This window comes from Nocardioides yefusunii, from assembly GCF_004014875.1.
Classification (GTDB): domain Bacteria; phylum Actinomycetota; class Actinomycetes; order Propionibacteriales; family Nocardioidaceae; genus Nocardioides; species Nocardioides yefusunii.
This window is the reverse complement of record NZ_CP034929.1, coordinates 2,036,971-2,061,891: the sequence shown is the minus strand read 5'-3', so window position 1 is coordinate 2,061,891 and position 24,921 is coordinate 2,036,971. Positions and strand designations below refer to the sequence as shown.

21 protein-coding genes are annotated in these 24,921 nt (G+C 68.6%); 15 read left to right on the top strand and 6 right to left on the bottom strand.

Annotation, left to right across the window (positions count from 1 at the left end; translation table 11 throughout):
* Positions 1 to 109 precede the first annotated feature (109 nt).
* The 5 genes from acnA to EOV43_RS09325 all read left to right on the top strand — a co-directional run bounded on the left by acnA (position 110) and on the right by EOV43_RS09325 (position 6,956).
* Positions 110 to 2,800 (top strand): aconitate hydratase AcnA, encoded by a 2,691-nt coding sequence (gene acnA, locus EOV43_RS09345; RefSeq protein ID WP_128221046.1) that lies wholly within the window; start codon positions 110 to 112, stop codon positions 2,798 to 2,800.
* Between the two features lie 250 nt (positions 2,801 to 3,050).
* Positions 3,051 to 4,520 (top strand): DUF4381 domain-containing protein, encoded by a 1,470-nt coding sequence (locus EOV43_RS09340; RefSeq protein WP_128221045.1) that lies wholly within the window; start codon positions 3,051 to 3,053, stop codon positions 4,518 to 4,520.
* Complete coding sequence (locus tag EOV43_RS09335; protein WP_239022047.1) at positions 4,507 to 5,049, top strand: SigE family RNA polymerase sigma factor; 543 nt, start codon at positions 4,507 to 4,509, stop codon at positions 5,047 to 5,049. The genes EOV43_RS09340 and EOV43_RS09335 overlap by 14 nt, the downstream gene beginning before the upstream one ends.
* Positions 5,050 to 5,104: 55 nt before the next feature.
* Complete coding sequence (locus EOV43_RS09330; RefSeq protein WP_128221044.1) at positions 5,105 to 6,484, top strand: hypothetical protein; 1,380 nt, start codon at positions 5,105 to 5,107, stop codon at positions 6,482 to 6,484.
* The gene (locus EOV43_RS09325) at positions 6,471 to 6,956 is read left to right on the top strand and encodes a SigE family RNA polymerase sigma factor (RefSeq protein WP_128221043.1); all 486 of its coding nucleotides are present in this window, start codon (positions 6,471 to 6,473) and stop codon (positions 6,954 to 6,956) included. The genes EOV43_RS09330 and EOV43_RS09325 overlap by 14 nt, the downstream gene beginning before the upstream one ends.
* A gap of 87 nt (positions 6,957 to 7,043) precedes the next feature.
* Here the strand turns inward: EOV43_RS09325 and EOV43_RS09320 are convergent, their stop codons facing one another.
* Together EOV43_RS09320 and EOV43_RS15435 are read right to left on the bottom strand one after the other, a co-directional pair.
* Entirely contained in the window at positions 7,044 to 7,421 is a 378-nt protein-coding gene (locus EOV43_RS09320) for a hypothetical protein (RefSeq protein WP_128221042.1), read from the bottom strand.
* Positions 7,422 to 7,676: 255 nt separating this feature from the next.
* Complete coding sequence (locus EOV43_RS15435; RefSeq protein ID WP_164878683.1) at positions 7,677 to 7,991, bottom strand: hypothetical protein; 315 nt, start codon at positions 7,989 to 7,991, stop codon at positions 7,677 to 7,679.
* Between the two features lie 111 nt (positions 7,992 to 8,102).
* On the opposite strand from EOV43_RS15435, the gene EOV43_RS15430 reads away from it, so the two are divergent.
* The 6 genes from EOV43_RS15430 (at position 8,103) to EOV43_RS09285 (ending at position 13,983) form a co-directional block, all read left to right on the top strand.
* The gene (locus tag EOV43_RS15430; protein ID WP_164878682.1) at positions 8,103 to 8,696 is read left to right on the top strand and encodes a GNAT family N-acetyltransferase; all 594 of its coding nucleotides are present in this window, start codon (positions 8,103 to 8,105) and stop codon (positions 8,694 to 8,696) included.
* A gap of 45 nt (positions 8,697 to 8,741) precedes the next feature.
* The gene (locus tag EOV43_RS09310; protein ID WP_128221040.1) at positions 8,742 to 9,110 is read left to right on the top strand and encodes a hypothetical protein; all 369 of its coding nucleotides are present in this window, start codon (positions 8,742 to 8,744) and stop codon (positions 9,108 to 9,110) included.
* Between the two features lie 20 nt (positions 9,111 to 9,130).
* Entirely contained in the window at positions 9,131 to 10,012 is an 882-nt protein-coding gene (locus EOV43_RS15710; protein WP_239022046.1) for an NUDIX domain-containing protein, read from the top strand.
* Positions 10,009 to 10,317: a hypothetical protein gene (locus tag EOV43_RS09295; protein ID WP_128221039.1), complete on the top strand. Its 309-nt coding sequence runs from the start codon at positions 10,009 to 10,011 to the stop codon at positions 10,315 to 10,317. Before EOV43_RS15710 ends, EOV43_RS09295 begins: the two co-directional genes overlap by 4 nt.
* A 150-nt stretch (positions 10,318 to 10,467) precedes the next feature.
* Entirely contained in the window at positions 10,468 to 12,366 is a 1,899-nt protein-coding gene (gene dxs, locus EOV43_RS09290; RefSeq protein ID WP_128221038.1) for a 1-deoxy-D-xylulose-5-phosphate synthase, read from the top strand.
* 120 nt (positions 12,367 to 12,486) lie between these two features.
* Entirely contained in the window at positions 12,487 to 13,983 is a 1,497-nt protein-coding gene (locus tag EOV43_RS09285; RefSeq protein WP_128221037.1) for an amino acid permease, read from the top strand.
* A 172-nt stretch (positions 13,984 to 14,155) separates the two neighbouring features.
* Here EOV43_RS09285 and EOV43_RS09280 read toward each other — a convergent pair whose 3' ends face one another.
* Both EOV43_RS09280 and EOV43_RS09275 read right to left on the bottom strand, forming a co-directional pair.
* On the bottom strand, positions 14,156 to 16,240 hold the full coding sequence (locus tag EOV43_RS09280; RefSeq protein ID WP_128221036.1) for a 3-hydroxyacyl-CoA dehydrogenase NAD-binding domain-containing protein: 2,085 nt from the start codon (positions 16,238 to 16,240) through the stop codon (positions 14,156 to 14,158).
* The gene (locus EOV43_RS09275; protein ID WP_128221035.1) at positions 16,240 to 17,436 is read right to left on the bottom strand and encodes a thiolase family protein; all 1,197 of its coding nucleotides are present in this window, start codon (positions 17,434 to 17,436) and stop codon (positions 16,240 to 16,242) included. The genes EOV43_RS09280 and EOV43_RS09275 overlap by 1 nt, the downstream gene beginning before the upstream one ends.
* A 208-nt stretch (positions 17,437 to 17,644) precedes the next feature.
* Here EOV43_RS09275 and EOV43_RS09270 point away from each other — a divergent pair, with 208 nt between their 5' ends.
* The 3 genes from EOV43_RS09270 (at position 17,645) to EOV43_RS09260 (ending at position 21,021) form a co-directional block, all read left to right on the top strand.
* Positions 17,645 to 18,583: a PAC2 family protein gene (locus tag EOV43_RS09270; RefSeq protein ID WP_128221034.1), complete on the top strand. Its 939-nt coding sequence runs from the start codon at positions 17,645 to 17,647 to the stop codon at positions 18,581 to 18,583.
* 3 nt (positions 18,584 to 18,586) lie between these two features.
* Entirely contained in the window at positions 18,587 to 19,441 is an 855-nt protein-coding gene (locus EOV43_RS09265) for an acyl-CoA thioesterase (RefSeq protein ID WP_128221033.1), read from the top strand.
* A gap of 290 nt (positions 19,442 to 19,731) precedes the next feature.
* Complete coding sequence (locus EOV43_RS09260; RefSeq protein ID WP_164878681.1) at positions 19,732 to 21,021, top strand: M23 family metallopeptidase; 1,290 nt, start codon at positions 19,732 to 19,734, stop codon at positions 21,019 to 21,021.
* A gap of 82 nt (positions 21,022 to 21,103) precedes the next feature.
* On the opposite strand, the gene EOV43_RS09255 is transcribed toward EOV43_RS09260, so the two are convergent.
* Together EOV43_RS09255 and EOV43_RS09250 are read right to left on the bottom strand one after the other, a co-directional pair.
* Positions 21,104 to 21,991, bottom strand: coding sequence for a MaoC/PaaZ C-terminal domain-containing protein (locus EOV43_RS09255; RefSeq protein WP_239022045.1), 888 nt, complete (start codon positions 21,989 to 21,991; stop codon positions 21,104 to 21,106).
* Between the two features lies 1 nt (position 21,992).
* Complete coding sequence (locus EOV43_RS09250; protein WP_128221031.1) at positions 21,993 to 23,327, bottom strand: 3-oxoacyl-ACP reductase; 1,335 nt, start codon at positions 23,325 to 23,327, stop codon at positions 21,993 to 21,995.
* A gap of 219 nt (positions 23,328 to 23,546) precedes the next feature.
* Between EOV43_RS09250 and EOV43_RS09245 the strand changes: the two genes are divergently transcribed.
* A complete protein-coding gene (locus tag EOV43_RS09245; protein WP_128221030.1) occupies positions 23,547 to 24,830 on the top strand; it encodes an acetyl-CoA C-acetyltransferase in 1,284 nt (427 codons plus the stop codon).
* The last annotated feature ends 91 nt before the right edge of the window (positions 24,831 to 24,921 follow it).

The window sequence follows — 24,921 nt, the reverse complement described above, 5'->3', positions numbered from 1 at the left end:
TGCGTCCGGACGGAGCAAGTAAGGCAGACCTTCCTATCTCCGCGCCGTCATGGCGCGGCAAGATGGGTACGAGTGTGAAACCCCAATCCCCTCCTAGGAGATGCGACTGATGGCCAGTCAGGACAGCTTCGGTGCCAAGAGCACCCTGGACGTGGACGGCAAGTCCTACGAGATCTTCCGTCTCGACGCGGTGACGGGTGACGACGTCGACGTCGCCTCCCTCCCGTTCTCTCTCAAGGTCCTCCTTGAGAACCTCCTCCGTACCGAGGACGGCGCCAACATCACGGCTGCCGACATTCGCGCGCTCGCCGGCTGGGACGCCGCTGCTGAGCCCGACAAGGAGATCCAGTTCACGCCGGCGCGCGTGATCATGCAGGACTTCACCGGTGTTCCGTGTGTCGTCGACCTCGCCACCATGCGTGAGGCGATGGCTGACCTCGGTGGCGACGCCTCCAAGATCAACCCGCTGGCCCCCGCCGAGATGGTCATCGACCACTCGGTCATGGCTGACGTCTTCGGTTCGGCCGACGCGTTCGAGAAGAACGTCGAGATCGAGTACGAGCGCAACCGCGAGCGTTACCAGTTCCTTCGCTGGGGCCAGGGCGCCTTCGACGACTTCAAGGTCGTCCCGCCGGGCACCGGCATCGTGCACCAGGTCAACATCGAGCACCTGGCCCGCACGGTCTTCACCCGCGAGGTCGACGGTGAGCTGCTGGCTTACCCCGACACCTGCGTCGGTACCGACTCCCACACCACCATGGTCAACGGCATCGGCGTCGTCGGCTGGGGTGTGGGTGGCATCGAGGCCGAGGCTGCCATGCTCGGCCAGCCGGTCTCCATGCTCATCCCGCGCGTCGTGGGCTTCAAGCTCAACGGCACGCTCCCCGAGGGCTCCACCGCCACCGACCTCGTGCTCACCATCACCGAGATGGTCCGCAAGCACGGCGTCGTCGGCAAGTTCGTCGAGTTCTACGGCCCCGGTGTCGCTGCCCTTCCGCTGGCCAACCGCGCCACGATCGGCAACATGTCCCCCGAGTTCGGTTCCACCATCGCGGTGTTCCCGATCGACGAGGAGACCACCAACTACCTCCGCCTGACCGGCCGCTCCGAGGAGCAGGTTGCTCTCGTCGAGGCGTACGCCAAGGAGCAGGGCCTCTGGCTGGACCCGGCCGCCGAGCCGCGTTTCTCCGAGTACCTCGAGCTCGACCTCTCCACCGTCGTTCCGTCGATCGCCGGCCCGAAGCGTCCCCAGGACCGCATCGAGGTCACCAAGGCTGCTGGCAACTTCGCGGAGGACGTCAAGACCTACGCCAAGGACGTCAACGCCAAGGTTCCGGTCACCCTTGCTGACGGCACCTCGTTCGAGCTGGAGAACGGCGCCGTCACCATCGCGTCGATCACCTCCTGCACCAACACCTCGAACCCGTCGGTCATGATCGGCGCCGCTCTTCTCGCGAAGAAGGCCGTCGAGAAGGGCCTGACCCGCAAGCCGTGGGTCAAGACCACCCTGGCTCCCGGTTCGCAGGTCGTCTCGGACTACTACGCCAAGGCCGGTCTGACCGAGTACCTCGACAAGCTGGGCTTCAACCTGGTCGGCTACGGCTGCGTCACCTGCATCGGTAACTCGGGCCCGCTCATCCCCGAGGTCTCGGCCGCCGTCAACGAGAACGACATGGCTGTCGTCTCGGTGCTCTCCGGCAACCGTAACTTCGAGGGTCGCATCAGCCCCGACATCAAGATGAACTACCTGGCCTCCCCGCCGCTGGTCGTCGCCTACTCGATCGCCGGCAACATGAACGTCGACCTCTTCAACGACGCTCTCGGCCAGGACCAGGACGGCAACGACGTCTTCCTCAAGGACATCTGGCCCACCCCGGCCGAGGTCGAGGAGACCATCCGCGGCGCCATCAACAAGGAGATGTTCGGCGAGTCCTACAAGGACGTCTTCGCCGGTGACGAGCGCTGGCGCTCGCTCCCGACCCCCGCGGGCAACGTCTTCGAGTGGGACGAGAAGTCGACCTACGTCCGCAAGGCCCCCTACTTCGAGGGCATGCCGGCCGAGCCGACCCCGGTCACCGACATCTCGGGCGCTCGCGTCCTGCTGAAGCTCGGCGACTCGGTCACCACCGACCACATCTCGCCCGCTGGCGCGATCAAGAAGGACTCCCCGGCCGGTCAGTACCTGACCGAGAACGGCGTCCAGCTGCGTGACTTCAACTCCTACGGCTCGCGTCGTGGTAACCACGAGGTCATGATCCGCGGAACGTTCGCGAACATCCGCCTGCGCAACCAGATCGCTCCCGGCACCGAGGGTGGCTTCACCCGCGACTTCACGCAGGCTGACGCTCCCGTCTCCTTCGTGTACGACGCTTCGGTCAACTACCAGGCTGCCGGCATCCCGCTGGTCGTCCTGGCTGGCAAGGAGTACGGTTCCGGCTCCTCGCGTGACTGGGCCGCCAAGGGCACCTCGCTCCTGGGCGTCAAGGTCGTCATCGCTGAGTCGTACGAGCGCATCCACCGCTCGAACCTCATCGGCATGGGTGTCATCCCGCTGCAGTTCCCGGCCGGCGAGAACGCCGACTCCCTGGGTCTGACCGGCGAGGAGACCTTCTCGGTCGAGGGCATCACCGCCCTCAACGAGGGTGTCACCCCCAAGACCGTCAAGGTCACCGCCACCAAGGCTGACGGCACTGTCGTTGCCTTCGACGGCGTCGTTCGCATCGACACCCCCGGTGAGGCGAACTACTACCGCAACGGCGGCATCATGCAGTACGTGCTCCGCAACCTGCTCAAGGGCTGATTCCAGCCCTGAGTGGGCTGTGACGCACAGCCTGAGGAGAGCCCTCGTCCCACTTCGGTGGGGCGGGGGCTCTTCCGCATTTCCGGGCTACCGTCCTCGGGACGCCGCACCCCACCGGTTTGGGTCGTGGATCGGGACGATTCACGACCCAAACCGGTGGGGCGTGAAGAATGTGGGCGGGTCTTCCAACCTTTCCCGAGGCGGCTGCGTGTTCAGTGGTGAGGGAGCCGTCGGTCCCGCAGGAGGAACCATGACGCACACCGAGCACGACGAACTCCGGGCCGACCTGAACCGTCTGGCCGATCCCGTCGAGGTGCCCGAACCCGGATTCGTCGACGCCTCAACGGCCTGGACGCGGGGACGGCGCTGGGGACGGCGTCGTCGTGCGGTGGCAGGAGCCTCTGCGGCACTCTGCGTCGTCGTCGTGGGAGCAGTGGCGTGGGCGGTGCCTGCGTCGCTCCCGTCCGTCGAGGAAGCCGCACCGGCCAGCCGGTCCGACGCGACGGCGCAGATCCCGGGACGGCTGTGGGACACGCCCTCGCGAGCTGGGGGGATCGGTTGGGGCGTCCCGGCGGTCGCGGCGCAGGAGGCGCCGCGCTGGGGCTGGTTCGGCAGCGACCCCGGCGTCGCGGTGCGGACCGGCGACGGACGTCAAGGATTCGTCGAGGCGCCTGACCACGCCGGTGGGGTGACGGTCTCTCCCGACGGGCGCAAGATCGCCTACTGGATCACGGGGGAGACCTCGGGTACCCCCAACACCGAAGGGGGCCAGTCGATGGTGGTGACCGGGATCGCGGTGCGTGACGTCCACGACGGGACTCTCCTGACCCACGACTTCGGCACCGAGCACGGTCTCTCCACCCGGACCCTGTACTTCGCCGACGACGCGCTGCTCGTGGCAGACGCAGGTGCTTGGCGGGCAGGCGACGACGGTGACGACATGGCCCGAGGGTCTTCGGAGGTGGGCGGGGGAGTCGTCTGGGACCTCTCAGCCGATGCGGCGCCGAAGCCGTGGGAGGAACTTTTCGGCGATGACGTCGAGGTCCCGAACGCACTCTTCGCCTGGGCCCGTGACGGTCGGATCGTCACGCTCGGGAGCAGCAAGTTGGGCCCCGGGGACGGCTACGACCCCGTCGAATCCTACGACCTGCGCACTGGAAAGGTGGAGCAGGTGGGGAGAGCGATCGGAGAGTGGCCGGGGTCGACGTCGGGGCTGCCCAACGTCGTCACCGATCGCGCGGGGGACGTCTATCTCGTGGGTGACGGTCGCCGGGAGCAGCACCCCAACAGCGTCACCGTGGTGCCCAACGGCGTCGATGACCTCAGCGCGATCACGGTCGGCCCTCGGGCGGTGCCGGGTTCCGACGGAACGCTCGGTTTCTTCGGGGTCCGTGACGGCAAGGTGTTGGTCTCGAGGATCGACGACAACGAGGAGATGGTGACTGCAGGATCGAGCCAGGACGTGATCGCGATGTGGCCCGAGGGCGAGGTGCGCACGATGGAGGTGATCGTCGACGTGCAGAGCGAGGGGGACAGCGAACACGGGAACTGGCAGTGGGCCACTGACCTCCTGGAGACGGCACCCCTCGCTGACCCGTTCGCTCCGCAAGGGCCGCCGGAGTCGCCGACGTCGCCGTGGGCGTGGATCGCTGGCGGTGCGGGAGTTCTCGTGGTGGCGCTGGGCGGCGCAGCACTGTGGTGGCGTCGTGCGCAGCCGTGACCTGAGCCCCGACGAAGCCGGTTTCACCGAGTTCGTCGCGGCGCGGCAGCAGCCGCTGCTCCGTGCAGCCCGGTTGCTCACGGGCAACGCGGCAGACGCCGAGGACCTCGTCCAGGAGTCGTTGGCGCGGTGTGTCCCGGTGTGGGCGCGGATCGCGGACGACCCTGAGCCGTACGTCCGCACGGTGATGGTGCGACAGAACATTTCCCGGTGGCGACGTAGGCGGATCACCGAAGTGGCCGAGCCTGTGGGGGAGTCGTGGCATCCGCACGCGGCGTCGTCGTCGGTGGAGGAGCGTGACCGGCTGGTGGCGGCTCTCGCCCAGCTGCCTGCGCGGCAGCGGACCGCTGTGGTGCTGCGCCACGTCGAGGACCGTTCCGAACGGGAGGCTGCCGAGATGATGAAGTGCTCTCTGGGGACAGTGAAGTCGCAGACCCATGCCGGGCTCGCGCGGCTGCGTCACTTGCTCGATTCCGCGACCCAGGGAACGGTTCCTGAACTTTCTCGAGGTGCGAGCCAACCTTCCTGAACGCGTCGGCGTACGTGAGGGTGTGGTTCGCCAGGAGCCGCGACGAGGAGGGGCCATGAACACGCTCGAAGACCGGTTGGGCCACCTGTCGGCAGCCACGGAGGAACCAGTGGGAGTCGCGCCGACGGACGCGCTCTGGTCGCGCGGGAGGCGTCGGGTGCACGCCCGGCGGGCAGTGGCCTGTGTGGCTGGGCTGGTGCTGGTGGGGGTGCTGGGCAGTCTCGGTGCCGTGAGTTCGGGCCTGACTCGCACAGAAGCGATGCCGGTCTCCGCCGAGAACGGCGTCGTCCTGCCGTCGTCGTTGGCGTTCGACATGCCTGAGGCGTTGCCGGAGCTCGGTGCAGGGGAGGCGTCGGCGGTCGGGTTGCGGCAGCGTCAGACCGGGCGCCTGTTCTGGGCTGGCCACGTCAACGAGATCGTGGGGGTTCAGGCCACCACTGGGACGTACGGCGTGATCGACACACCCGGTCTCGTGGCGGACGGTGTCGACGGCGTTCGGCTCTCCCCGTCGGGCCGCTACGTGGCGTACTGGGTGGGCGACGAAGCGCATGACGGGGCGATGGGTACGGTCGCCGATGCCGTGGCCGTCCGAGACCTGGTGACCGGCACCCTGGTGGAGCAGGACCTCGAAGCCGAGTTCGGGGCGGCCGTCGACCCGGCCATGATGGAGTGGATCGACGACGATCAGTTGCTCGTCAATCCGCTCTTCTACGACGACGAGAAGCGCAACGGGGCTGGTAGCGACCCTGAGAGGATGTTCACCCTCGGCGTCGACGGCGAGCGACGCCTCATCCCTGCGACCCGGACCGTGTGGCCGGAGTCGAACGTGGTCGATGGCCGTTACCTGGGGCAGACGGAGAGCCAAGAGTGGGTGGTGCTGGATTCCCGCACCTGGGCCACGGAAGCAGTCTCCTTGCCGAGCGCTGGTGATGCTGACGTCCGAGGCCCGTGGTGGGACGGCGACGACCGCGTCGCGGCGTTGCTTGACCCGTCGCCGGAGATTTCCGGCGACAACGACCTCAGGGTGGCCTTCGGAGACGTCGGGGTCGATGCGGGGCCGGTGGAGTGGCGTGACTCGGGTGCGGAGGTGCCTGACTGGTCGACGTTCGTGGGGTGGCGTGACGGCGGCGTCGTCGTGAACCGCGGCTTGGCCCTCGACGTCGTCACCGAGCAGGGCGCGATCGAGGAGTGGGTGACACTGCGGGAGGGCGACGGCAGCGTCGACACCTCCGACTGGGATCGCGGCGGTGTGGTGCAGCACTGGGAGTTCGCCCTCGAGGTTCTGGCCGACGTCGAGATCGTGGACGCCGTGACTCCGGAAGCGGACGCCGCGCTGAGAATGCTGCGCACGCTGCCGATCGTGGCGCTGGGGGCACTCCTAGTGGCCCTGATCGGCTACCTGTTCGCTCGGAGGGCACGTCGTGGCAACGCCTGAGGAGTTCACTGAGTTCGTCGCCGCCCGCTACTCGGCGCTGGTCCGCACGGCCCGTTTCCTGGTCGCTGACGCCCATGCCGCCGAAGACCTCGTGCAGGACGCATTGGTGAAGTGTGTCGGTGCCTGGCCCCGGATCAATGGCGACCCCGAGGGGTACGTCCGCACCGTCATGGTGCGCACCAACATCTCCCGGTGGCGTCGAGTTCGACTGCGTGAGCACGCCGTCGAGCACCTGCCGGAGGTCAGCATCTCTGATCCCGACGTCGCCGAGGCCGATGCCCTGCGACGGGCCCTCGCGACGTTGCCGCCCAAGCAGCGCACCGTCGTGGTGTTGCGGCATGTGGAGGACCGTACCGAACGTGAGGTCGCCGAACTGTTGGGCTGCTCGCTGGGGACGGTGAAGTCGCAGTGCCACGCCGGACTGGCCAAGCTGCGTGAGGCGTTGGCGGAGCCGGTTCCGTCGCCGGTTTGAGCATGGACGCAGGTGGAGGATCACTGTCACCAGGTGACAGCGATCCTCCACCTCATCTGTGTGAGCGCCTGGGTGCGAGCGCGTGGGTCAGCCTGCCTGCCGAACGGACCGGCGGGCCTCCTGCGGGGCGAGACCCTCGTGCCACGCCTCAATCCACGGGGCCAACGCCTCTCCGTCGGGGTCGACGTACGCGCCGGGGGCTGAGTGCTGCTTGAAGGACTCCCGCAGGACGTCGATCGACCCGTCGTCGGTGCGCTGGCTCCACGCTGCGAGGTAGGCCTGATGGGTCCGCTCCAACGGCCGAGCCGCTTCTCGCCGACGCACCACGGCGCCCAAGAGCGTTGCGAGGACTCCAGTGGTGAGGCCGAAGGCAGCCGCCTTGGTCCAGGAGAAGTCACTGGCGAGGTTGGCTGCGAAGGGCAGCGTCGTCGCTGTCAGGGCGAGCGAGAGCAGGCGGATGGTCACGGACGCAGCCTAGGTCGCTCGGGTGCGCTTTGGGTCCGGAACCGTGTCCCGTACCCGTGAGGGGGAGTGGGACGTGCACATGCACGCTGCCGCTCGAACCCTCCTCAGGGGTCATGCAGGGGAGTCGCCCGTACCTCAGCTCGGCCTTCCCGAACTGCCCAGCCGCAGCGGGGGCTCTGGCCGTGCTCACGTTGCTGACGACGGGTGTGCCGTCGACGATCCTCTGCGCGGGGGGGGATGCCTCGCGACGGTGTCTCAGAGTTGGGCGTTGAGATCGACGACGTTGCGCACCCGGTCGAGGACCTGCTCGGTGTCGACGTCGGGGTCGCTGACCTCGATCATCGTCATCAACGACGTCGCCAGGGTCAAGGACGCCTTCAGCAGTGGCTGCACGTTCACCTCGACCGCACCGTCCGGCCCCGTCGAACAGGAGACCGCGCCAGCAGCGGCGAGACCTTCGAGTGCGGCGACCACGCCCGCGTTGTCGCCGCCGGACCAGAATGCCTCCACGGCGTCGATCAGTACGTGCGCGCTCTGGCGCGTTGCTTCGGTGTCGGTGGTGACGGTCATGGGTCCTCCTGGGGACGAAGGTGGGGCCTTCCCACGGTCGCACCGCAGGCGCGTCAGGGCGACCCCTGTACTGGGCACATTGGCCGACAACCCGTCCGGCAGGATGAGGGCATGGAAGCACCCGTGCAGATCCGCAGCGCCCGCCCCGAGGAACAGGAGGCGTTCGAGTCCGTCGTCCGGGCCGCCTTCGCAGACGAAGGGGACGTCGTCGTCCGGGTCCTGCGTGAACTCGTCGACCGCGAGCTGGTCTGCGCGATCATCGTGGCCGAACGTAACGGCACGGTCGTCGGCACCGTCGCTCTCTCGCTGGCCTGGGTCGACGCCCGCGAACGCCTCGTCGAGATCGCCCTGCTGTCCCCGCTCGCCGTCCACCCCGACGAACAGAACCGTGGCACCGGAGCCCTTCTGCTCGACGCCGCCTTCGACGCGGCCCAGCAGATGGAGTTCCCGCTCGTCGCCCTCGAAGGTGACCCCGCCTACTACGCGAGCCGCGGCTGGGAGCAGTCCAGCGACCACGGCGTCCTCAGCCCGTCGGCGCGTGTGCCTGAGGCTGCCTGCCGGGTCCGGCTGACGTCGTCGTACGAGGAATGGGTCACCGGTCGCATCGTCTACCCCGACACCTGGTGGCGTCACGACACCGTCGGCCTGCGGGACCCGCTGCTCGCCCAGGTCGAGGCGGCGCCCGAAGGTGTGACCGCGGGCTGACCAGTCAAGGGTGCGTTCGAACAGGTGTTCGAATACGATCGAGCAATGCCTGCGTACGCACCCCCGGGATGGCCCCGAGAAGTCCTGCCGCCCGACGCTCCCGACTGGGAGGCCAGCGCGGTCAAGTGGTTCCTCGACCTCTGCCCGCCCGAGTACCGCCGCTACGAAGGACTGCGACGTCACCCCGTCGTCCTGGCCCGTTTCGCGGTCGTCCACGTCGAGGCCGACCAAGCAGCCGTCAAGCGCGGACTCAGCAGCGTCCGCGTCGACCTGCGCGACTACTGCACCCCGCCCGTGGTCGAAGCAGCCGCACAGACGTTCCTGCTCGAGGACGCCCGCCTCACTGGTGTCCGGCGCGCTGTCGGCCTCGTCGAGGAGGCCCTGCGCGGACGCAGGTACCGGCCCCGTCTCTGAGGGGGAGTAAGTTCGTCGCCGTGGTCGACTTCGCATGCGTGGCCCTCGTGGATCCCCGAGGGCACGTGCTGATGCAGGAACGTGACGACAACACCTCGCGGTGGCCTGATCGATGGGCGTTCCCCGGTGGTGCTGTCGAGGTCGGTGAGTTCGGAGTCACCTGTGCGGTGCGCGAGTTCGCCGAGGAGACCGGGGTGCACCTCGACCCCGGCTCCCTGACCTCACTGGGCACCCGCCCCGTCACCCTGCCCGACGGCCGCACCTTGTCGTGGGAGTTCTTCGTCTCTCGCACGGACCTCGGCCAGGAGGACGTCAGGTGTCTGGAAGGACGCCGGATGGTCTTCGTCGACCCGGCGCACTGGCGCGACCTGGAGATGATCCCCACCACCGGCAACGTCCTCGAGCTGCTGCAGGTCTGGATCGCTGCGAACCCGCCGCAGCTGGGAGAGCGACGCTTCGCCGGCGTCCTGCTCACCGACCCCCGCGGGTGGCTGCTCCTCCAGGAGCGCGACGAGTTCCCCGCCATCGACCCCGAGTGCTGGGGTCTGCCCGGCGGGCACGTCGAGCCGGGGGAGAGTTTCGCCGACGCCGCTCCGCGGGAGCTCGCCGAGGAGACTGGTCTGGACCTCGGTGACGCCCTCACGTTCTGGCGCGAGTTCGTCGTCGACCACCGTGCCGCGCACGGTACCTGGGACCGGATGCAGGTCTTCACGGCCTCCGTCGACCTCACTGACGCCGACGTGGACTGCCGCGAGGGACGTCGCATCGTCTTCGTCGATCCGGCCCTCGTTCCGGAGCTTCGGCTGACCCGTGCGGCCGAGCAGATCCTGCCCGCGCACCTCGCCGGGCACGGCGAGGTGGCCGGTCTTCCTGTGGGCTCCCCCCGTACGCTGGGAACATGAGCATCCCCACCGCACCCATCGTCGTCGCCGGCCTTGTCGGCGGCTACGCCACTGCCCGTTTCTCCGGCAAGCGTGAGCTCGGAGGCGTCGTCCTCGCCGCGGCTGGCGCTGCCGCCGCCAAGGGCTGGGCCGGCAAGGTCGGCGCCCCTGCCGCCGCCGGTCTCACCGCCCTCTACGTCGGTGCCTTCGGCGCCTCGCACCCGCTGGCCAAGAAGATCGGCGCCTGGCCGTCGGTCGGTGTGGTCACCGCCACCGTCGCCGCGGCCGCTCTCGTCGCGGACCTCAAGGGCCGCAAGAACGTCTGACCGGCCACGACGGTCCGTCCCTCCCGCGTGGGAATGGCGACGGGCCGTCGAGGGTTGCTTCGATGGCCACCGAGGTGCTTCGAAGGCCTAGACTTCAACACTCACGTCTTCTTGGTGCGTGAGGCAGAAACAGACAGGAAGCGGAGGACCATGGGTCACCTGGAGTCGATCGCCACGCCCGGCGACCTGCGAGGTCTTGACGCGGAGCAGCTCACCGAGCTGGCCGCGGAGATCCGAGAGGTTCTGGTCACCACGGTGGCGAAGACCGGTGGCCACCTCGGCCCCAACCTCGGTGTCGTCGAACTGACCCTGGGCATCCACCGGGTCTTCGAGTCCCCGCGCGACCGTGTCGTCTTCGACACCGGACACCAGTCCTACGTCCACAAGCTCCTCACCGGCCGCGCCGGCGAGTTCTCGACCCTGCGTCAGGAGGGTGGCCTCTCGGGTTACCCCAGCCAGGCCGAGTCCGAGCACGACATCGTCGAGAACTCCCACGCCTCTGCCTCGCTGAGCTACGCCGACGGCCTCGCCAAGGCCTACGCGATCAAGGGCGAGGAACGCCACGTCGTCGCCGTCATCGGTGACGGCGCGCTCACCGGCGGCATGGCCTGGGAAGCCCTCAACAACATCGCCGTCGCCGACGACAGCCGTCTGGTGATCGTCGTCAACGACAACGAGCGTTCCTACACGCCCACCGTCGGTGGCCTCACCAACGCGCTCACCAACCTGCGCACCAGTCGTCGTTACGAGCAGGTCCTCGGCACCGTCAAGCGCCGCCTCAACGCCGTCCCCGGCGTCGGCCCGGCCGCCTACGACGCGCTGCACGCGATGAAGAAGGGCGTGAAGGACGCCCTGGCTCCGCAGGGACTCTTCGAGGACCTCGGTCTGAAGTACGTCGGCCCCGTCGACGGCCACGACCTCGCCGCCGTCGAGCGCGCGCTGACCCACGCCAAGAAGTTCAACGGCCCCGTGATCGTGCACGCGATCACCAAGAAGGGTCACGGCTACTCCGCTGCCGAGCAGCACCAGGCCGACCAGTTCCACGCCCCGCGCCCCTTCGACATCGCCACCGGCGAGGAGTACCCGTCGGGCAAGATCTGGACCGACGCCTTCTCCGAGGCAATGGTCGAGCTCGGCGGACGTCGTGAGGACGTCGTCGCGATCACCGCCGCGATGATGCACCCCGTCGGACTCGACGCGTTCGAGAAGGTCTACCCCCAGCGCACCTTCGACGTCGGCATCGCCGAGCAGCACGCCGTCACCTCGGCCGCCGGCATGGCGATGGCCGGCCTGCACCCCGTCTTCGCGGTCTACGCGACCTTCCTCAACCGTGCCTTCGACCAGGTCCTCATGGACGTGGCCCTGCACAAGTGCGGCGTCACGTTCGTCCTGGACCGCTCCGGCGTGACCGGTGACGACGGTGCCTCCCACAACGGCATGTGGGACATGTCGCTGCTGCAGATCGTCCCCGGTCTGCAGATGGCGGCGCCCCGCGACACCGCCCGTCTGCGGGAACTCCTCGACGAGGCAGTTCAGGTCGACGACGCCCCCACCGCGATCCGCTTCCCCAAGGGGCCGCCGCCGGTGGACATGGAGGCCGTGGAGCGCATCGACGGCGTCGACGTCATGGTCCGCTCCGGCGAGAAGGACGTCCTCCTGGTCGCCGTCGGATCCATGGTCGCGACCGCCCTCGAGGTCGCTGAGCGTCTCGAGCAGCAGGGCGTCGGCGTCACTGTCGTCGACCCGCGCTGGGTCAAGCCCGTCAACCCGGCGATCGTCGCGATGGCGCGCGAGCACCGTCTCGTCGTCTCCGTCGAGGACAACGGTGTGGTCGGTGGCTGCGGTTCGGTGCTGCTGCAGACCCTCAACGACGCCGGCGTCCCCACCCCGGTCCGTCTGCACGGTGTCCCGCAGGAGTTCCTCGACCACGCCAAGCGCAACGTGATCCTGTCCCGGATCGGTCTCGACGCCCAGTCGCTGGCCCGTTCGGTCGTCGAGGACATGGCGAGCATCGAGCACGGACAGGCCCTGACGCCCGTCGCCCACTGAGCGACGCCCCGACTTCTCACGCCCTTCGGGTCCACCCTTCCGGGGGTGGATTCCGCAGGCGCGATATGACGGAGCGATAACGGTTGGACCGCGAAGTGCCGCACTCCCTAGGTTGCATGCATGAGCCTGTTCCGCACCAAGAGCATCGAGCAGTCGATCGCAGAGACGGACGAACCAGGGTCGAGCCTGAAGAAGAACCTCGGCGCTCTCGACCTCATCGTCTTCGGCGTCGGCATCATCGTCGGTGCCGGCATCTTCGTCTACACCGGCACCGTGGCCGCCACGAACTCCGGTCCGGCGATCGCGATCTCGTTCGCAGTGGCGGGGCTGGCCTGCGCGCTGGCTGCGCTCTGCTACGCCGAGTTCGCGTCCACCGTGCCCGCAGCCGGCAGCGCCTACACCTACTCCTACGCCACGTTCGGTGAGTTCATCGCCTGGATGATCGGCTGGGACCTCGTCCTCGAGTTCACCCTGGCCGGAGCCGCACTCAGCTCCAGCTTCTCGGGGTACCTGCAGACGCTGCTCGACGGCACCCCGTTCGAGCTGCCGACCCAGTTGTCCTCGGCCGTGGACGGCGTGGTCAACCTGCCCGCCATGATCCTGGCCCTCGCCATGACCGCGGTGCTGATGTGCGGCGCCAAGGTGGCCAGCCGGGTCAACCAGGTGGTCGTCGCGATCAAGCTCTCCGTGGTCGCGCTGGTGATCGTGATGGGCATCGGCTACGTCAAGACCTCCAACTGGTCGCCGTTCGTCCCCGACGCCGAGCCTGCGCCGAGCGGCACCGGCACCTTCATGGACCAGCCGCTCATCTCGTCGCTGTTCGGTGTCGAACCCGCCGTCTTCGGATGGGCCGGCGTGATGGCAGGTGCCGCGGTCGTGTTCTTCGCGTTCCTCGGCTTCGACGTCGTCGCCACCGTCGCGGAGGAGACCCGCAACCCGCAGCGCAACGTCCCGATCGGCATCCTCGGCTCGTTGGCCATCGTCACGACCCTCTACATCGCCGTCTCCCTGGTGGTCACCGGCATGCAGTCCTACCGCGACATCGACCCCGACGACCCAGCGCCGCTGGCCACCGCCTTCAACGCCGTGGGTCAGGAATGGGTCGGTGACGTGATCGCCGTCGGCGCCACCATCGGCCTCACCGTCGTGGCGATGCTCCTGATCATGGGCCAGAGCCGGGTCGCGTTCGCGATGGCCCGCGACGGTCTCCTGCCGCGTCCCCTGGCGAAGGTGCACCCGCGCTGGGGCACCCCCTACCGCATCACCGCGATCACGGGTGTGGCGGTGGCGCTGCTGGCCGGCTTCGTCGACTTCGCGACCCTGGGCCACCTGGTCAGCATCGGCACGCTCTTCGCCTTCCTGCTGGTGGCGATCGGTGTCGTGGTGCTGCGTCGTCAGCGTCCCGACCTGCCGCGCGCCTTCCGGGTGAAGTGGCTGCCGCTGGTGGCGGGCGCCTCGGTGCTGCTGACCCTCTACCTGATGCTCAACCTGATCGGCGAGACCTGGATCCGCTTCGTGGCCTGGATGATCCTGGGCGTCGCGGTCTACTTCGGCTACGGACGCAAGCACTCCCGGGTCGGTCTGGCCCAGCAGGCGGCCGCCGCTCGTCAGGAGTGAACGCGCAATTGTCGGATTGATGCGGTGACACGCCGTCGGCGTGGCATCAATCCGACAATTGCGGTGCAAGCAGAGCGCACCACCGGGGCTGAACGCGCCGAGGGCGCCCGGTCGCTGACCGGACGCCCTCGGCGTCAGCGTGTGCGGGGGAGACGCCCCGCAGGCAGGTGGATCAGTGGAACCGTTTGCCGTTGACCTTCTCGGAGATGCCCGAGGCGTCGAGCAGCATCGTGAGGCCACCGTTCCAGAACGAGAACCCGGCGCCGGTGATCATCGCGAGGTCGATGTCCTCGGGAGCCTGGGCGACACCCTCGTCGAGCATCAGCTTCACCTCTTCGGCCAAGCCGGAGAGAGCCTTCTCGCGCAGCTCATCCTTGCTCAGCACGACGGGCTCGGCCGGAGCGACCTGGAGCTCCTTCACCTTCGGGTCGATGGTGAGGTCGGGCAGGTAGAACGAGGAGATCTTCTGCTCGACGACCTTCTCCAGCAGCGGGGAGACGTAGAAGCGCTCAGGGAACGCCTTCACCAGGGTCTCGTTGTTGTGGAGCGCGATCGCCGGGCCCACCAGACCGAGCAGCATGAACGGCGGCATCGGGGCGACTCCGGCGAACGCAGCGTCCGCGGTCTCGATCGGGGTACCGGCGTCGACGCCCTTCGCCACCTCACCGAGGAAGCGACCCAGGAGTCGGTTCACGATGAAGGACGGCGAGTCCTTGACCAGGATGGAGGTCTTCTTCAGGCCCTTGCCGGTCGCGAACGCGGTGGCGAGGGTGGCGTCGTCGGTGGCGTCGCCCTTGACGATCTCCAGCAGCGGCATCACGGCCACCGGGTTGAAGAAGTGGAAGCCCACGACGCGCTCGGGGTGCTCCAGCTCGGACGCCATCTCGGTGATGGAGAGCGAGGAGGTGTTGGTGGCGAGCACGCACTCAGGGGAGACGACCTTCTCGGCGTCGGCGAAGACGGCTTTCTTGACGCCCATCTCCTCGAAGACGGCCTCGATCACGAAGTCGGCACCGGCGAACGCGGTGGCCTTGTCGGCCGATCCGGTGACCAGCGCACGGAGACGGTTGGCCTTGTCGGAGTTGATCCGGCCCTTGGCGAGGAGCTTGTCGATCTCGCCGTGGACGTAGGCGACACCCTTCTGGGCGCGCTCCTCGTCGAGGTCGGTCAGGACGACGGGCACCTGCAGACGACGGGCGAAGAGCAGTGCCATCTGCGAGGCCATCAGACCGGCACCGATGATGCCGACCTTGGTGACCTTGCGGGCCAGCGACTTGTCCGGGGCGCCAGCGGGACGCTTGGCACGCTTCTGGACGAGGTCGAAGGAGTAGAGGCTGGCGAGCAGCTCCGGCGTCTTCGACATCTCCTCGAGTGCGGCGTCCTCGGCGGCGAAGCCCTCCTCACGGGTCGCGGTGCGCGCGCCCTTGAGCAGCTCGACGATCTTCTTCGCGGCCGGCGAGGCACCACCGGTGCGGGAGAGCACGACGCCCTCGGCGCGGGCGATCGCGGCGTCCCAGGCCTGTCCGCGGTCGATCTCGGGACGCTCGACGACGACCTTGCCGGTCAGCACGTCAGCGGCCCACTTCAGCGAGGACTCCAGGTAGTTGACGCCACCGAAGACGGCGTCGGCCAGACCGAGTTCGAAGGCCTTCTGCCCGCCCACGGTGCGACCGTTGTTGAGCGGGTTCTCCAGTGCGACGGTGACGGCCTTGTCGGCGCCGACCAGGTTGGGCACCAGCCAAGCCCCGCCCCACCCGGGGACGAGTCCGAGCATCGCCTCGGGCAGGCCGAGAGCGGGTGCGGAGTCCTGCACGGTGCGGTAGTCGCAGTGCAGACCGACCTCGAGGCCACCGCCCAGGGCGAGACCGTTGATGAAGCCGAACGACGGCTTGGTGCCGTGCAGCTTGGAGAAGACGGCGTGACCGAGTTCGGCGATGGTGCGTACCCCGGCCGGGCCGGAGGCGGCCACCGACGTGAGGTCGGCACCGGCGGCGAGGATGAACGGCTTGCCGGTGACGCCGATCGCGATGATCTCGTCGTCGGCCAGGGCCTCGTCGATCGCGGTGTTGAGGGAGATGAGCCCCTTGAACCCGAACGTGTTGGGGCGGGTGTGGTCGTGGCCGTTGTCCAGGGTGATCAGACCCAGGGTGCCGGCGCCGCCGGGCAGGGCGACCTTGCGGAGCTTGGCCTCGGTGACGACCTCGGCGTCCGAGGCGTACCCGTTCGCCTTCTCGATGAGTGCGGTGACGTCGTACATCAGGCGTTCTCTCCGTTCCAGTTCGGGTTCTCCCACACGACGGTGCCGCCCATGCCGATGCCGATGCACATGGTGGTGAGGCCGTAGCGGATCTCGGGCTTCGCCTCGAAGGTGCGCGCGAGCTGGGTCATGAGGCGGACGCCGGAGGAGGCCAGCGGGTGGCCCATCGCGATGGCGCCACCGTAGGGGTTGACGCGGGCGTCGTCGTCGGCGATGCCGAAGTGCTCGAGCAGGGCCAGCACCTGGACGGCGAAGGCCTCGTTGATCTCGAAGGCACCGATGTCGTCGATGGTGAGGCCGGCCTGCTTGAGGGCCTTCTCCGTCGACGGGATCGGTCCGGCGCCCATGACCTCGGGCTCGACGCCCACGAACGAGTACGAGACCAGACGCATCTTGATCGGGAGTCCGAGCTCGCGCGCGGTCTCCTCGTCGGCGAGCAGCGCGGCGGTGGCGCCATCGTTGATGCCCGAGGCGTTGCCGGCGGTCACGTTGCCGTGGGCGCGGAACGGGGTCTTGAGACCGGCGAGGGTCTCCATCGTGGTGGCACGCGGCGCCTCGTCGGCGACCGCCAGGCCCCAGCCCTTCTCCACCGAACGGGTGGCGACCGGCACGAGGTCGGGCTGGATCTGACCGGCGGCGTAGGCCGCAGCGGTCTTCTCCTGGGAGCGCACCGCGTAGGCGTCGCAGCGCTCCTTGGTGATGGTGGGGTAGCGGTCGTGGAGGTTCTCGGCCGTGTTGCCCATGACGAGGGCCTCGGGGGAGACGATCTTCTCCGCCACGATGCGCGGGTTGGGGTCGACGCCCTCGCCCATCGGGTGGCGGCCCATGTGCTCGACGCCGCCAGCGATCGCGACGTCGTAGGAACCGAAGGCGATGCCGCCGGCCACGGAGGTGACGGCGGTCATCGCGCCCGCGCACATGCGGTCGATCGAGTAGCCCGGGGTGGTGTTGGGCAGGCCGGCCAGGAGGGCTGCGGTGCGGCCCAGGGTCAGGCCCTGGTCACCGATCTGCGTGGTGGCCGCGATCGCGACCTCGTCCACGCGCTCCGGGGGCAACTGCGGGTTGCGCTCGATGAGTTCACGGATGCACTTGATGACGAGGTCATCGGCGCGCGTCTCGGCGAACTGGCCCTTGGCCTTGCCGAACGGCGTGCGCACGCCGTCGACGAAGACGACCTCTCGCAACTGTCGGGGCACTGAGTCTCCTGATGCTCGGTGGGTGACCCGCTCGGTCGGCGCGGGTGCGGCATACGTTACCCCCGAGTAACCAAAAGAAAAGGGGTACTCGCAGTGCTGCACGTCACATGGGGGCTGAGGTCTGGACCACAGGGGAGTCGCGAGGCTGGCCACGCCGTGCCGACGGCCACGTCCCGGCGCAGTGGGAGTCACGGCCTAGGCTGAGGGCATGGCAGAGGCAGTTTCACGTCTGGTCCACATCGTCGACGACGTTCCGGAACTGGAGGACGTCGAGGAGTTGACGCTCGTCGTCGCGCTCAGCGGCTTCCTTGACGCCGGTCACGCGGGCGCCCTGGCTGCTGACCACCTGCAGTCCCTCGGTGACGCGCCGGTGGTGGCCACCTTCGACGTGGACGTCCTCTACGACTACCGCGCCCGTCGTCCGGCGATCACGTTCTCCCAGGACCACTACGAGGCCTACGACGCGCCGCGACTGGTGGTCCGGCTCGTGCGTGACAGCGGCGGTACGCCGTTCCTGCTGTTGCGCGGCCCCGAGCCCGACTTCCGCTGGGAGGCGTTCTGTCTGGCCGTGCGCGACGTCGTCGAGCGTTTCGGGGTGACGCGCGTGGTCTCCATGGGAGCGGTGCCGATGGCGGTTCCGCACACTCGACCGAGGGCCGTCACTCATCACGCCAACGACCCCGAGCTCCTCACCGGCGCTTCGCCGTGGCGTTCTGAGATCCGGGTCCCGACGAGTGTCCAGGCACTCCTGGAGCTGCGCCTGGGGGAGTGGGGGCATGCCGCGTTGGGGTACACGGTCCACATTCCGCACTACCTCGCGCAGATGGACTACCCCGTCGCCTCGATCTCGCTGCTGGAGAACCTGGAGATCGGTGGGCGCATGATCGTCGACCTCACCGGCATCCGCGCCAAGGCTGCCGAGTGTGACGCCGAGATCTCCACCTTCCTGGCCGAGCATGCCGAGGTGGCCGAGGTCGTCACGGCTCTGGAGCAGCAGTACGACACCTTCCAGCGCGCCGAGTCCACGGGTGCCTCGCTGCTAGCCTCCGACGAACCCCTGCCGACCGCGGACGACCTCGGGCGACAGTTCGAACAGTTCCTGGCGGGCCTCGACGGCCCTCCGGAAGGTGACCAGATCCAGGAGTGATTCATGGCGGGCAGTGCTGCGCAGTTGCTGGAATTGTTGGACCTCGAGGTGCTCGACGTCGACCTCTACCGAGGTCGACAGCCCGACACCCAGCGCCAACGCGTCTTCGGCGGCCAGGTGGCTGCGCAGGCGCAGATGGCCGCCCGCCTCAGCACGGATGCCCGCTACCACCTGCACTCGCTGCATTCGCACTTCCTGCGTCCAGGCGATCCGCACGTGCCGATCGTCTATGTCGTCGAACGTCTGCGCGAGGGGCGGGCCTTCGCCAATGTGCGGGTCGTGGCTCGCCAACGCGGCCGCGACATCTACCACCAGATGTGCACGTTCCAGGTGCCCGAGGAGGGCCTGGATCACCACGACGTGATGCCTGACGTCCCGCCGCCGTCCGCCGGCCTCTCCCTGGCTGACCTTGCTGCCGCGAACGGTGAAGCTGCTGCCCGGGAGTGGCAGCACGAATGGGCTGCCCTCGACATCCGTCACATCGGGATGACGGGCCGGGGACTGCCTGAGGATCCTGAGCGCAAGGCGCGAGCCCGGATGTGGGTCCGGATCGACGGTGACCTGCCCGAGGACCCGGTGATGCACGAGGTGGCATTGACCTACGCCTCGGACCTGACGTTGCTCGGTGTCTCGCTGGTGCCGCACGGACTCCTGATCAACGACCCTGCGCTGCAGCCGGCGTCGTTGGACCACACGATCTGGTTCCATCGACCCCTACGTGCCAACCAGTGGTGGCTCTACGACCAGACCTCGCCGAGTGCGTCCGGTGGACGCGGGCTGGCGTTGGCGCGGATCTGGAGCGAATCAGGCGAACTTGCTGCGACGGTGGCCCAGGAGGGCCTGATCAGGCGACGGTGAAGGGGGTGCGGTGGCATCGAAAGAGGCGACGAGCCCATAGCATTACACCGTTGTAATTCGTCGCATTTTGTGTGCGACACGCCGGTGCGTTGTTAACTGGGGTCGTTCCAGTGGCTCACGAGGCCGATGTTTCCTGTGCGAAAGCGTGCAGATGTCGTCGTCTGAGCCGCCTTCCTTCCCCAGGCCAGGAGCTGCCCCAGATGCGTCCGGACCGCCGACACCTCTCTCGACACCGAGCACCCGGACGCGCCCGCCTCGTCGGAGCCTCCGGTCCCCGTGCAGTGGCTGGGGTGCGACGCAGTGAGCAGCGCGAGGCGCCGAGCTTCTGGACCCATCTCACCGTCGCCACAGCGACCGTCTCGCTGGCCGCAGTCACCGCATTGGGGTTGGGGATCACCCAGGCCGAGGCGGGTTCCAGCGTGGCGAAGACGAAGGCTTCGGCCAAGGCAGCCACGCTCGTCCCGACCGTCAACCACCAGTTCCCGTTCGTCTGTGGCAGTTCCTGGACGACCTCGACCCGCGCCAACCACTCGCCGAGCTCGTACGCGGTCGACTTCAATGCCCCCAATGACGCTGGTCAGCCGGTCGTGGCCAGCGCGCGGGGCACCGTCACCAAGGCGGACAACTCCTCCACCACCGGGTACGGACGCCACGTCGTCATCAACCACGGCAACGGCGAGACCACTCTCTACGCCCACCTCGAGAAGGTGTTCGTGACCGTCGGCGTCACCGTCGACCAGGGCACGCTGCTGGGCAACCTCGGCACCACCGGCAACTCCAGCGGTGCACACCTGCACTACGAGCAGAAGATCGGTTCCAGCGTCGTGCCGGCGTGGTTCAACGGCACCCGCCTCACCTACGGTTCCGCGACCAGCAAGAACTGCGCCGACGTCCCTGTCGGGGCAGACCTGCTCGAGGGCGGCAGCGCGGAGATCGCTGTTTTTCGACGCAACGACGAGGCCTCCTACGTGGTGCGTCGCAACGACGGCGCCAGTGTCTCCCTCGCGGTCGGGCGCGGCTACCACCAGCCCGTCGTGGGCGACTGGGACGGCGACGGCCAGCTCGACACCGGGACCTACGATCCCCGAACCCACCTGTGGACGCTCGCGGGTGAGGCTGGTTTCCGCACGATCAAGTCCGGTGCCCGCGGCGACCGTCCGGTCGCGGGGGACTGGGATGCCGACGGCGTCTGGGAGACCGGCGTGCGCCGCGGATCCAACTTCCGCCTGAAGGGGGACACCGGCAAGATCACCGTCGTCCCGCTCGGCGACGTCGACGACCTGCCCGTCACCGGTGACTGGAACGGTGACGGCGTCACCGACCTGGGTGTCTACGACCCTGCCACGTCGGTCTTCACTCTCCGTACGGTCGTGAACGGCAAGGCCCAGATCCGCACCGTGGCGCACGGCGCTGCCGGCGACCTGCCCGCCGTCGGCGACTGGAACGGTGACGGCGTCACCGACCTCGGCACCTGGACCCCGTCGCTGGCGTCGTTCTCCCAGCGCCTGCTGACCGCGACCAGCATGTCCAAGGGCGTCCTCGGCCGCACCACCGTCGTGAAGTGGGGCAAGAAGCGCTGACCCGCTCCAACCGCCACGCACCAGTCAGAAGTGCTGTCGAAACGGACGTTTCGCAGCACTTGTGACTGGTGCGTGAGTGATTTCAGAGAGCGGTGGCGCGACCCACGAGGTGCGGGGCGCCGTCCTTCGGGGACGTCAGGCCGAAGCGCAGGTCGATACGCTCGCCTTCCAGGCCGAACGCGACGGTGCCCGGCAGGAACACCGGGGTCTTGAACGCGACCGACACCTTGACGGCGTCAGGGATGCGGTTCTCGATCGCGGCCATGCACCGTGCCTTGGTCCACATGCCGTGGGCGATCTGACGCTTGAAGCCGAGCGCCTTCGCCGTCACCGGGTACAGGTGGATCGGGTTGATGTCACCCGAGACCCGGCCGTAGCGACGGCCCAGGTCGCCGGGCAGGTTCCACTGCGCCGTGCCGTCGGGGGCAGCACCCAGATCCAGCGAGGACGACGCAGCATCCTCAGTGCCTCGACCGCGCACCAGGTAGGTGGAGACCTCCTCCCACACCACCTCGTCGCCACCATTGCCAGCGTCGCGGGACGAGGTGACCGTGGAGACGAAGTCCAGGACGCGTCCCTTGGGGTGCGGACGCGGGGCCGCGACGGTGACAGAGGTGGTCAGCACCTCGTCCAGTGCGATCGCACGGTGCTGGGTGATGGTGTTCTCGGTGTGCACCCCGCCCATCGCGGGCCACGCGTACGCCGGGCTCGCCATGATCTCCATGTGCAGCACGAAGGCCGCCAGGTGCGGGAACGTCAACGGCAGGGTGTCCTTGCGTGGGAACCCGCAGACCGCCGCGTACTGCGCCACCAGCCGGGAGTCCGCAGCAGCGGGTGCCCCCGTCAGGGTGATCGGCTCGAACGTGGTCGACGGGACCTTCTTGACGCCCGGCAACTGGTTCACGCCCGGTATCGACGGAGCAGCCAGGCGCAGGAGCCGGGAGACGCCGGACAGATCAGGGGCTGCCACCTCAGGCCCCCAGCATCATCTGGCCGCAGACGCGCACGACGTTGCCGTTGACCGCGCTCGAACCGGGGGCCGCGTACCAGGCGATGGTCTCGGCGACGTCGACCGGGAGGCCGCCCTGGCTCATCGCGTTCATGCGCTGGCCGACTTCACGGGTCGCGAACGGAACGGCCGCGGTCATCTGGGTGATGATGAAACCGGGAGCCACGGCGTTGACGGTGATGCCGTTGGTCAGCTGCGGGGCGAGGTCCTGGACGAACCCGATGACGCCGGCCTTGGACGCGGCGTAGTTGGTCTGCCCGACGTTGCCGGCGATGCCTGCGATCGAGGAGACGCCGATGATCCGGCCGTCGGCGTTGATCGCGTCGACGTCGAGCAGGGCCTGGGTGATCCGGGCCGGGGCGGTCAGGTTGACCGCGATCACCGACTCCCAGCGGTCGGCCTTCATGTTGGCGAGCTTCTTGTCGCGGGTGATGCCGGCGTTGTGCACCACGATGTCGACGCCGCCGTGCTCGGTCTTGAGGTGGTGTGCGATCCGCTGCGGGGCGTCGGAGTGGGTGATGTCGAGGGCGAGGTGGTCGCCGTCGAGCTCGGCCATCAGGGTCACCAGGTCGCTCGCTGCCTGCGGGACGTCGAGACCGACGACCTTCGCGCCGTCGCGGTGCAGGACGCGTGCGATCTGCTCGCCGATGCCGCGCGAGGCCCCGGTGACCAGGGCGACCTTGCCCTCGAGCGGGCGACGCCAGTCGGCGGGAACAGGGGTGTCGGTGCGGCCGTCGGTGCCGATCTTCACGACCTGGCCCGAGACGTAGGCCGACTTGGGGGAGACGAAGAACGCCAGCGTCGAGTCGATGGCGGCCTCGGCGCCCTGTGCCACCTGCACCAGTTGGACGGTGCCGCCCTTGCCGATCTCCTTGCCCAGCGAACGGGTGAAACCTTCCAGACCGCGCTGCGCGATCCGGGCGTCACCGGCGAGCTCCTCGGGCAGCGCACCCACCACGACGACGCGCGGGCACGAACGCACCCGACGCATCACGGGGGTGAAGAACTCCTGCAGGGCGATCAGTCCGGCGGGGGAGTCGATGCCGGTGGCGTCGAAGACGAGAGCCTTGTACTTGGCGATGCCGTCGTCGGTGGAGGTCGACTCGACGTCGTAGGACTTCAACACCGTCTCGATCTGTGCGGACACCCGGCCGGTGCCCCCGAGCAGGACGACGCCGTCGACCAGCGGTGCACCCTCGGACCAGCGGTCCAGGCGCACGGGCTGCGGCAGGCCGAGGTTGGAGGCCAGGAACTTGCCCACGCCGCTGGAGACGAAGGACTGGTAACGGTCGGTCATGTCGAGATCCTCTTCGAACGGTGCGGGTGCGGTGCCCGGTCGGGCAGGGGACAGGAGTCGCGGGGCTGGCGTGGAACACCGCCGCCGGACGGACCCGGATGTGTAACTGTAGGTGTAACTCCGCGTCTACCGGCCAGTGTCCATGACGCGCGACACAGTAGCCTGACGCCCCACGGCGTCGGTCCGCAGCCGCCGCACCACCGCTCCAGGAGACAAGCCATGCAGGTCAGCACTCGCAGGGTCGCCGTCATCGGCGGCAACCGCATCCCCTTCGCCCGCTCCAACGGCGTCTACGCCGACGTCTCCAACCAAGAGATGCTCACCGCTGCGATCGACGGTCTCGTGGACCGCTTCGGTCTGGCTGGCGTGCAGGTCGGCGAGGTCGTCGCCGGTGCGGTCCTCAAGCACAGCCGCGACTTCAACCTCGCCCGCGAGTGCGTCCTCGGCTCCAAGCTCGCCCCCACGACGCCCGCCACCGACATCCAGCAGGCCTGCGGCACCGGCCTGCAGGCCGTCATCCAGGTGGCCAACAAGATCGCCCTCGGCCAGATCGAGGTCGGCATCGCCGGTGGCTCCGACACCACCTCCGACGCGCCCGTCGCGATCAGCGACAAGCTCCGCAAGAAGCTGATGAAGGTCAACACCGCCCGCGACACCAAGGGCAAGCTGATCGCCCTCGGACAGATCCGCCCCGGCGACATCGGCCTCTCGATTCCGCAGAACTCCGAGCCCCGCACCCGCAAGTCGATGGGCGAGCACGCCGCCCTCACCGCCCTGGAGTGGCGCATCGGCCGCGAGGAGCAGGACGAGCTCGCCGCCCGCAGCCACCAGAACCTCGCCCGCTCGTGGGAGGAGGGCTTCCACGACGACCTCGTCACCCCGTTCCGTGGCGTCGAACGCGACACCAACATGCGCGCCGACTCCACGCCTGAGAAGCTCGCCAAGCTCAAGCCCGTCTTCGGCAAGGGGGCTGCCGCCACCATGACGGCCGGCAACTCCACCCCGCTCTCCGACGGAGCCTCCGTCGTCCTGCTCGCCAGCGAGGAGTACGCCGCCGAACAGGGCTGGCCGGTCCTGGCCTACCTGACCGCCTACGAGACCGCCGCCGTCGACTACGTCCACGGACACGAAGGCCTGCTGATGGCACCCGCCTACGCCGTGGCCACGATGCTGCAGCGCGAGGGCCTCACGCTTCAGGACTTCGACTACTACGAGATCCACGAGGCCTTCGCCTCCCAGGTGCTCTCCACCCTCAAGGCATGGGAGGACCCGATCTTCTGCAAGGAGCGCCTGGGCCTCGACGCGCCGCTCGGCTCGATCGACCGCGACAAGCTCAACGTCAACGGATCCTCGCTCGCCGCCGCGCACCCGTTCGCCGCGACCGGTGGCCGTATCGTCCCGGTGCTCGCCAAGCTGCTCGACGCCAAGGGCTCGGGCCGGGGGCTCATCTCCATCTGTGCCGCCGGCGGCCAGGGCGTCGTCGCGATCCTCGAGAAGCCCTGACGCCACGCACGCTCGCTGAGCACACGCACCACCTGAGCGGCCCTGGACGGCACCAGCGTCCGGGGCCGGTCTGCGTCATCCGGACGGTGTG

Coding starts and splice junctions, on each gene's coding strand:
- acnA (WP_128221046.1), top strand. CDS start 110: ATGGCCAGTCAGGACAGCTTCGGTGCCAAGAGCACCCTGGACGTGGAC.
- EOV43_RS09340 (WP_128221045.1), top strand. CDS start 3,051: ATGACGCACACCGAGCACGACGAACTCCGGGCCGACCTGAACCGTCTG.
- EOV43_RS09330 (WP_128221044.1), top strand. CDS start 5,105: ATGAACACGCTCGAAGACCGGTTGGGCCACCTGTCGGCAGCCACGGAG.
- EOV43_RS15435 (WP_164878683.1), bottom strand. CDS start 7,991: ATGACCGTCACCACCGACACCGAAGCAACGCGCCAGAGCGCGCACGTA.
- EOV43_RS15430 (WP_164878682.1), top strand. CDS start 8,103: ATGGAAGCACCCGTGCAGATCCGCAGCGCCCGCCCCGAGGAACAGGAG.
- EOV43_RS09310 (WP_128221040.1), top strand. CDS start 8,742: ATGCCTGCGTACGCACCCCCGGGATGGCCCCGAGAAGTCCTGCCGCCC.
- EOV43_RS09295 (WP_128221039.1), top strand. CDS start 10,009: ATGAGCATCCCCACCGCACCCATCGTCGTCGCCGGCCTTGTCGGCGGC.
- dxs (WP_128221038.1), top strand. CDS start 10,468: ATGGGTCACCTGGAGTCGATCGCCACGCCCGGCGACCTGCGAGGTCTT.
- EOV43_RS09285 (WP_128221037.1), top strand. CDS start 12,487: ATGAGCCTGTTCCGCACCAAGAGCATCGAGCAGTCGATCGCAGAGACG.
- EOV43_RS09280 (WP_128221036.1), bottom strand. CDS start 16,240: ATGTACGACGTCACCGCACTCATCGAGAAGGCGAACGGGTACGCCTCG.
- EOV43_RS09270 (WP_128221034.1), top strand. CDS start 17,645: ATGGCAGAGGCAGTTTCACGTCTGGTCCACATCGTCGACGACGTTCCG.
- EOV43_RS09265 (WP_128221033.1), top strand. CDS start 18,587: ATGGCGGGCAGTGCTGCGCAGTTGCTGGAATTGTTGGACCTCGAGGTG.
- EOV43_RS09250 (WP_128221031.1), bottom strand. CDS start 23,327: ATGACCGACCGTTACCAGTCCTTCGTCTCCAGCGGCGTGGGCAAGTTC.
- EOV43_RS09245 (WP_128221030.1), top strand. CDS start 23,547: ATGCAGGTCAGCACTCGCAGGGTCGCCGTCATCGGCGGCAACCGCATC.